Here is a 1,721-nt window from a genome sequence, read left to right on the forward strand (position 1 = left end):
GAAAGAGGTAGTTGCCTTTGAAGAAGCTGTTGTGGCCATACGCGGCGTGTGCAATCACCAGCGCCTGCATCGCCATCGTGTTTTCTTCCATCAGGTAGCTGATGCAAGGGTTGGAGTTGATGACGATCTCGTAGGCCAGGCCCATCTGGCCGCGCTTGTAGCGGTTTTCGGTGGCCAAAAAGTGTTTGCCGAACGACCAGTGGTGGTAGTACACCGGCATGCCGATGGAGGCATAGGCATCCATCATCTGCTCGGCGCTGATAACTTCGAGCAGGTGCGGATAGCCGTCCAGTCCGTAACGGCGGGCCACTTCGCCGATGGCCTGGTCGTATTCTTCGATGGCCTCGAAAGTCCATTCGGAGCCGGTAGGGAGCAAGCGATTTTTTGCAGCCATATTAGGTTTCCACCAAATTGCCGCGTGACGGGCGAAATAGAGATCCACGAGCCCAGTAGATGCCGTGGAACCGGCTTTGCCGGGCCACTGGCATCGCCCCCTGCAAGGGGGTTGGCGGCCACACGCAGTGGGCAAGTCTGGGGGTGTTCTCCATACTATGCCCTGCGTTTAAACAACTCGCGGAATACCGGGTAGATGTCGGCCACGGTGGCGATGCGCTGCATGGCGAATGTGCCTTGCTTGCTGTTGGCCAGGCGCTCGTATTCCTCCCACAGATTTTGCGGCGGGCCGTCTGTGATTTCGATGTAAGCGAAGAACTGGGTCAGGGGCAGGATGGATTCTTCCAGCAAGGCCTTGCAGCGGGGGGAGTCGTCGTGCCAGTTGTCGCCGTCCGAGGCTTGCGCACCATAGATGTTCCAGGCATTGCTGGGGTAGCGGGCCACAATGATCTCGTGCATGAGTTTGAGTGCACTCGACACCACCGTGCCACCCGACTCGCGCGAGGTGAAAAAGTCGTCTTCGTCTACCTCGGTGGCCACCGTGTGGTGGCGGATAAACACCACTTCAATGCGCTCGTAGTTGCGGGTCAAAAACAGGTACAGCAGCATGAAGAAACGCTTGGCCACGTTCTTGCGGCCCTCGTCCATCGAGCCCGACACATCCAGCAGGCAAAACATCACCGCCTGGGTGGTCGGCTGGGGCACGCGCACGCGGTTGTTGTAGCGCAGGTCGTAGGTGTCCACAAAGGGCACAGCCTCGATCTTGGCGCGCAGCTTGGCGATGTCGCGGCGGGCTTGCTCCACTTCGGGGTCATCCTCGGCGCGGGTGGTCAGCAGCTCCATCAGCTCGGCTTCCAGCGCCCGGATCTGCGCTGCATACGGCCCGCCGATGGCGATGCGCCGCAGCGCCGCGCCGCGCATGGTGCGGCTGAGGTTGATGTTGGTCGGCACCCCGGTTTGCACAAAGCCTGCCCGGATGCGGCGGTACTGCTCGATGCGGGCCAGCTGCAGCTTGACCAGGTTGGGCAGCGCCAATTCGTCGAAAAAAATGTCCAAAAACTCGTCGCGGGTGAGGGTGAAGACAAACTCGTCCAGCCCTTCGCCGTCCTGGCTGGCCTGGCCCTTGCCGCTGCCTTTACCACCGCCGTTGGGCGGGCGTTCCACCTGGTCGCCACGCAAAAATCGGTCATTGCCGGGGCGTACGGTTTCCCACACGCCGCCCTTGCCGTGCTCAAACTGCGGCTCGCCGATGTCGCGGCCCGAAATGCCGATTTTTTCGCCGTTGTCCAGGTCTTTGAGGCCGCGCTTGTTGACCGCGTCGGACACGG

Annotated in this window: 2 protein-coding genes; both read right to left on the bottom strand. The window is 61.1% G+C overall.

Going from position 1 to position 1,721, the window contains the following annotated elements; genetic code table 11:
- The coding region (locus ABI213_RS01610; RefSeq protein ID WP_348025843.1) for a SpoVR family protein at positions 1-394 on the bottom strand (394 nt) is incomplete at its 3' end.
- 155 nt (positions 395-549) lie between these two features.
- On the bottom strand, positions 550-1,721 hold a 1,172-nt coding region (locus tag ABI213_RS01615), incomplete at its 5' end, for a YeaH/YhbH family protein (RefSeq protein ID WP_348025845.1).

The organism is Rhodoferax sp. (genome assembly GCF_039922535.1).
Taxonomy (GTDB): Bacteria; Pseudomonadota; Gammaproteobacteria; order Burkholderiales; family Burkholderiaceae_C; genus Rhodoferax_B.